6 protein-coding genes are annotated in these 6,710 nt (G+C 55.1%); all 6 read right to left on the minus strand.

Annotated elements, in window-relative coordinates:
• Nucleotides 1-19: 19 nt before the first annotated feature.
• The 6 genes from GT753_RS23900 to pilM are packed head-to-tail and all read right to left on the minus strand — an operon-like array spanning nt 20 to nt 6,567.
• On the minus strand, nt 20-1,135 hold the full coding sequence (locus GT753_RS23900; RefSeq protein ID WP_160126026.1) for a type II secretion system F family protein: 1,116 nt from the start codon (nt 1,133-1,135) through the stop codon (nt 20-22).
• Nucleotides 1,132-2,622, minus strand: coding sequence for a GspE/PulE family protein (locus tag GT753_RS23905; protein WP_160126027.1), 1,491 nt, complete (start codon nt 2,620-2,622; stop codon nt 1,132-1,134). Before GT753_RS23905 ends, GT753_RS23900 begins: the two co-directional genes overlap by 4 nt.
• A gap of 5 nt (nt 2,623-2,627) precedes the next feature.
• Nucleotides 2,628-3,200, minus strand: a complete 573-nt coding sequence (pilP, locus tag GT753_RS23910) for a type IV pilus biogenesis protein PilP (RefSeq protein ID WP_094887939.1) — start codon at nt 3,198-3,200, stop codon at nt 2,628-2,630.
• Entirely contained in the window at nt 3,187-4,485 is a 1,299-nt protein-coding gene (gene pilO2, locus GT753_RS23915; protein ID WP_160126028.1) for a type 4b pilus protein PilO2, read from the minus strand. The genes pilP and pilO2 overlap by 14 nt, the downstream gene beginning before the upstream one ends.
• 3 nt (nt 4,486-4,488) lie before the next feature.
• Nucleotides 4,489-6,120 (minus strand): PilN family type IVB pilus formation outer membrane protein, encoded by a 1,632-nt coding sequence (locus GT753_RS23920; protein WP_160126029.1) that lies wholly within the window; start codon nt 6,118-6,120, stop codon nt 4,489-4,491.
• A 21-nt stretch (nt 6,121-6,141) separates the two neighbouring features.
• Nucleotides 6,142-6,567, minus strand: a complete 426-nt coding sequence (gene pilM / locus GT753_RS23925) for a type IV pilus biogenesis protein PilM (RefSeq protein WP_160126030.1) — start codon at nt 6,565-6,567, stop codon at nt 6,142-6,144.
• Nucleotides 6,568-6,710: the final 143 nt, after the last annotated feature.

Genomic DNA, 6,710 nt, shown 5'->3' on the forward strand with positions numbered 1-6,710 from the left:
ATCGTAGAGAGTGGACGGTCTAGCGTGTGCCCACGAGGTCGTTGAGGTTTTGTGTTGCCAGAAGGATCATCATCATGTAGCCAGCGTTGGTGCCCAATGCGATGTAAGAAAGCAAAGACGCCGTCCGCTTGATCCGGGCTACAGTTTGCACAAGCCAGGCCCGTGCAAAATTTTCAATAATAATTTCAGCGTTATCGCCGTCGGTCAGCAGGACCAGTTTGTCGATAGCACGCGGGGTGGGGAATCCGTAGCCGGCATTGCGCAACGCCAACCCGAGGTGGTCACCTTGCCTAACCTGCCGCTGGGTAGCGGCCAATCGCTCATACAACCAGGGCGGTGCATAACGGCTCAGCATGTCGATGGCGTCCTCCGTCTTCACCTGAGCACGCATCAACGCACTGAAATTAAGTAAAAAACCCACTCCCAGCACGTCGCGATACACGCTCCACGGCAATAGACGGTCCAAGACATGCTGCCGCACCGTTCCCGTCAAGTTCGGCATCGACCAGACGACGAAGCCAATCAGCAGGAGTATCAACCCACCGAGAATAATTGCATGATTGACAAAGAATTCTGAGATGGCGCTGAGCCACCACAACGCCCCAGTCCAATTATCTCGGGCAGACAATGACTCCAGGCGGGGAAGGAAATAGACAGTGACCATCTTCATCATGGCAAACGAGATTGCCAGCAACAGCATCGGGTAAGCCAACGTGGACACCAATGCTGATTTCATATTCGCCATGCCCTGCACCACGGTGATCGCCCGGTATAAGGCAGCAGCCAGGTTGCCGTCCTGAACGCCGGAACTGAGGATGGCGGCCTCCTGCCGGGGTATCCAGGACGCCAATCCCTGGTCGACTGACCGCCCCTGACGCAGGGCACTGAGCATATCCTCCAGGCAATAGACCACCGGCGGGCGTTTCTTGCCGAAGCTCCCTATCATTGAATTGATGGCTTTCTCAACTTTGAGGTTGTTGTCGAGCAGGAAAGCCAGATCCTCGTAGAGCGTCAGGCGGTCAGCGGTGGAGAACGTCTTTTGCGCCAACCAGCGCCCTACCCCTTCATTCATTGTTTCCGATGACGGCATCCTGCCCCGTAGCGCCGTCAACCGTTCGCGCAAACGGGAAATCATGATGCATCCTCCGGGGGTAACAATGTCAGGCTGTCCTCGTCCAGCGGGCTGATATAGTCCGCATCAATCGGGTCGACCAGTCCGTCATTGAGATAACGCATCAGGTGCTGGCCGCGAGTGATACCGCCCAGCTCGTTCACCCAATAACTGCGCGCAGCCAGTTTGCCCTCATGGCGAAACAGCTCCATGAATCTGGCATCGGGACGAATGACTTCAGCAATGACCCGCCGGCCGATTACGCCTTTGTAACAGTGCTCACATCCCTCAGGATGGCGAAATGCCAGCTTTTCGACCTGACAAAAGCGTTCAAGCAGCGCTCTTTTCTCCTCTCCCAGATTTGCTCTGACCGCCTCCCAGCGTTTCTTGCAGTGAGGGCACAACAGCTGCACCAGTCGCTGCGCGATTAAGCCAATCATGACTTGAGGATCGGCCACCTGGCCCATGGGGATACCCAGAGTATCGGTCAGGCGATCAAGAATGCCGACCGCATCATTCGCATGCAGCGTGGTTTCCACCAGGTGTCCTGACTTGGCCGCCGTCAAAGCAGACTTAACCGAGTTGGCATCACGAATTTCGCCGACAACCATGGCATCAGGGTCCAGCCGTAATGCGGCAGAAATAGACCTGACCCAGGCACGGCTAACAGCGTCCGGATCGTTTTTATCGGCAATGATGGGGGTTTGTACCGCGCCTAAAATCAATCCTTCTGGAGGGTCTTCCAGCGTCATCAGTCGTTTTCGATGCCCGGTAAAGGACAGATACATTTCGCTGAATGTGCGCAGGGAGGTACTTTTCCCAGAACCGGTAGGGCCGGACAGGGTGATGACGCCTTCAGGGCGCGCCAGCATACGGCGAATAAGCGTTTGCTGTTCCGGTAGAAAACCCAGTTCGTCGAGCGTAGGCGGAGTTTTACCCTCATCGGGCAAAATGCGCATGACCACATACAGACCAAATTCTGCCGGCGTATGCGCATAACGCGCGCCGAAGAGCTGAAGCCCTTGCAGAAACTCTTTACGCACCCGCCCATCCTGAGCGCGATTGGGGTTAAAACTCTTCTCGGCCACATCGCACATCGACATCACTATCGTTGACGCCAGCGTCATCCCTTCCGCGCAATCCAGCGTTGTCACCGTTTCAAGATCGCCATGCACACGAAACTGCACCACCGTCACATCATTCATCCCGATCAGCAGATGAATATCACTGGCGCCTTTCATCTTGGCATCCTTGAAGAAGCTAATAATCTTCGCCTGTTGAACGGAATATTCGTTAGCGTTGGGGTTCTCAGTGAGCTGGCTTTGCTGCATCTCTTTCAGCTTATCGAGCTGAACCCGCTTAACCTGCAGCCTGGGGTGTTTTTTAAACGCGCCGGCAATCTCTGACGTGACGGCCAGACTGTTATTGTGTGCGTCAGACACATACAGCGTCGGGGCATCAGTATTGGCCAGATCTAAATGGATATAGGTTGAACCACGTTTCTCATACATATGGGTTACCCCGCAAAGGAAAGAGAGACCAGTGTTTGGTTCTTCCCGGAGACCACGACTTCATTGATGTTTATCCGTTTAACAACGAACTCCGTACCCGGGATACGATTCCCCACCTGCACCGTAACCTGATTGCCGTTGCTGAGTGCCAGCACGGCCGTGAATCCTTTACCCGCGCCGGTGATCTCCACAATCTGCGGTGGAGCAGCATCTTGCACCGCGCCCTTGACCTCGGATTTGTTGTCCTGAGAAGGTGGCGCCGGGTTGAAAGGCTGATCCAGTGCACGGTCATACCCGTTCTTTTGCAGTTCATTCAGCGCCTTGGCCCTGGCCAGCTGAGCCTCGTAAAGCACAGTCTCTGCCTGGATGGCTTCCAGTTGACCAAGATTTAACGCTCGCCCAGCCTCCGCGCGCGCAAACGTGGTCGGCAGAGGAAGATCCGCTGGCGTGGGTGACTTCACCGACGGTGAAGCGGGCGGAGCCGCCGGTATGTCAGCGACCGGCGCGGCGAAGACACCAGGTGCAATCAGCACCAGGCACAACGCCCAGGGCGTTACTCTGGATTTAGCGGTTGGCATACAGAAGTCCCTCAATGGTGTATTCCAGACGGTTGTTTTTTAACGTGGTCGTGATGCTGGACGCCCTTATTCCACTGCTGTTGAAGCGCGTTGGCGCAAACAACCGATCGGGCGGAATATCGGTAATGAACGTGAAGCTGTAGGTACGCCACGGCAGATTTTGTACGTCGCCCTGCGTTAACTGCGTGCTTACGTCTATTTCGCTTAGGCGCAAGCGCGCATTGATACGCTGGGCATAACTGGTTAAGTGCTGAATTTGCTGGCTGCCCGGGAGAAGATCTTCGGGATGTTCTGGAGGAGAAAGTGGCACTGGTAATGCAAAAGAGGCGTCGTCGGCGCTACCGGGAATATTAAAAACGGGTTGAATATCTGAACCATAGAGCACGGGTAACCGCAAGGCAAAATCCCCTACGGTGCCACCGTTCGGCAAGGTGTAGTGCAGTATGATTTTTCCCTGCGCATCACACGTTGCTGTATTGAAAACCCAGCCTGCAATAGAGATCTGCGCATCTTTCCATACGCGACTGCAGGCACTGAGCATCGGTGGAAACCGCGGTTGTGTAGCCCAGGGTTTCAGGTTGTCGGCCGGCGCCTGTTGTGCCATCTGTTGCCTGGCCATCAGCGCGGCCTGAGCTGCTGCTATGCGCGCATCTTCCTGGTGTTTCTCCCAGACTGAATAACCCACATACCCGGCCCCCAGGGCCACCACTGCAATGCCCCAAAGCCACAACACCTTCGGATCATGAGTCTGACTCAGCCGGGCCCGGCGCAAACCGACCTTGCTATCGACCAAGTCGGTGAGCGATTTATCTTCCGTGTCTTCCCCGGGAAAGAAACCGCCAGGAGCATATATCATCCACCCCGCAGCAGGCGCTGAGGTGATCGCCAGAAAATTGGAAACCGCAGTGCGTATAGCCGTTTCATCCCCGACGATATCACCGAACGGGGAAAGCATGCCGTCACTGACAGCGACGAACCAGTATTGCCCATTGGGTAACGGGAAAACGCCATAGCAATCCTCTGGCAATGCCGGCAGAACCGCCAACGCCATCGATGCCAGCCCGCCTCCTTTTCGAACAGCCTTGCCGGCGAGATTGACAGTGCCCAGCAGGGTGCCTTGTGCCTGGCCGTCACCGGTTGGCAATGCTGCCCAATGCGTAGCCTTGGCCTCCTTCGCACGCAAACGCATGCTGCGGCGCCCACGCAGCGGCAAATACTGCCAGTGCAACCCGGCCACAAGCCAGGCGTTCCCATTCTGCAGCGTGTAGGTAGTCTGTTGTTTCATGGCTTATCCCAAAATGACCGGAGTGATAAGAATGACCAGCATGGTTTTGTTATTTTCACCGTTTGCGCCGCCGCCGAGTCCAAAGAAGCGGAAACTGCCGACACCCTGGCGATTTGCGGTGTTGTTGAGAGATTGGTAACCACTGAGCACCAACGTTTGTCCGGATTGCATAATGACGCGCTGGGTAAAGGTTTTGAGGCGTGTTTTCATCAACTCAACCGACGTTTTTTCACTCGTGAACGTGCGCATGGTCGGGTCATCTGACATATTGATCGCAAACTGCAGCTGCATTTTTGGCGACTGGGGCATCAGGAACGGCAGCACGGTCATGTTGAAACCGGTTGTGATCGTGGATTTGGTGATACTGCTCGATGAACCGACGTTGGCCGTATTCTCCGTAGTGACGTTGGAAGCATAGTCCTGCTGCAGTGCAACCTGGATCGGCACAGCCGACAGGTTAGTGGTCATGCTCGAGGCCTCTGTCATCACGCTGACGTTCGCTTGTTCCGACAGGGCTTTGATAAAGGCTTTGGTGCCCGCCCCTTTGCCATCAAGGATAGAGACCCCACCGTTCAACGCATCGGAAGCCGCGCCGGTAAACGCGTTGGTCAGGGACAAACCGACGCTGCCACTGTTGAATACGGCGTTCCAGTCGATGCCGTACTGATCCTGAGTGCGTTTTTCGACGCTGTAGACCTGCACGTTGAGAACGACCTGGCGGTTGAGTTCTTTATTGCGGTCTTCCAGATAACGGCCTATCTGCTCAAGAACGCGTGGCGTATCCGTCACCGTAAGGACGCCGGCGGACAAATTCATGCGACCGGTACCGGGCGTTAACATCGACTTAATGGTATTGGTGACGTCCTCGTACAGGCTGGATTTGATTTCCATCTCAGTCGCCTGAGAGGTATTGGAGTCACCGCTGAGTCCACCGCCACTGCTGTCACCCGTTGCCCCCATCGATGAAGTGGTGCCGCTCACGGTTTTAGAGCCAAAACTCGCCTTGCTGTCCATGAACATGACCGGGAACGTCCGGGTGTCGAGATAGAAAATGGCGATCCGACCCTGCTCATAACGCCATGACAGCCCAAGACGAGTAGTGACATTATCAAGCAATCCCCCCAACTCGCCCTGCCAGAACACACCCCTGAGCGCAGTGCCACCACTGACGACCGGCGCAGCACGGGTAGATGAACCGCCCAACGCGGCTAACGGCACCAACCCATTCGGATCTGGCGCCGGAACCGGGCCACTTATCTGCTCAGTTTTGCCACCCGTCGGTGCCAAGATAGCCTGTGCATCAGGCGTCACCACCACAGGCAAACGACAACGCTTACTGATAAAAGCACTGACTTCCGCCAGTGTGATGCTCCCAGGACGATTGATGGCCACAGCGCAAGGAGGCAGCAAACTATTGCCCCCTGGTTGAGCATTTAACGGGTAAGGGTTGATCCACTGAGAGGTTAAATCACGCACCACAGAGCCCTGTTTAAGGGCATGCAGATGTTTATCTGCCTGATTTTCGTCCCGTGATACTTGATTATCGATCTTATCGATGCGCTCAAGCGGCGCACAGCCGGAAAGCAGCAAACACAACGTCGCCGCCACCCCGGTCAAAGGGAGGTGTTTTTTCATTGTTAACCTTATTAGGGGAGATTAGTTGAGGTACACCAGGCTGCCGTCAGTAATGCTCGCCGGCACATTGACCTGCATGTCATTGCCAACACTGTCGATGAGGCGTCTTCCGACTACTTTGCCAACCAGCGCGGAATGTCGGCTCTGTGCCAACAATGCCGCCATCAACCCAGGTTGATCTGGCTGATAGACATACACACGATCTGCCTGCAAAACATTGCGCAACCCTCCAACGGATGACCAGCCGAAAGCGCTGTCGGGGATCACACCGTCTTTTTGTGCAGGGTTGTTATAGCGCCAGTCATTGATGTCATTTATGTAACGGATGGTTTGAATAGCGCGCTGACTCAGCGTGCTATCCTGCAGCTGAGTCCCAGCTTGGTCATGGGGAGAAATGTTGACCCATACCAGGAACCCCAGGAATACAGATAAAATCCAGTAAAACATCAGATTACCCTCCAAATATTAGACGTCAACTAGTTTTGCCGACTGGCGCCAACTACTCTGGCCGTATCCTTTAGTGCGACGTTAAGCCGCGCTGGTTACTGCCTTTGCCGTCTTTTTCCTGTAGCTTTCTCCCTTCAGTTCGA

The sequence above is a fragment of the Serratia sp. Z4 genome, assembly GCF_009900725.1.
Taxonomy (GTDB): Bacteria; Pseudomonadota; Gammaproteobacteria; order Enterobacterales; family Enterobacteriaceae; genus Serratia; species Serratia nematodiphila.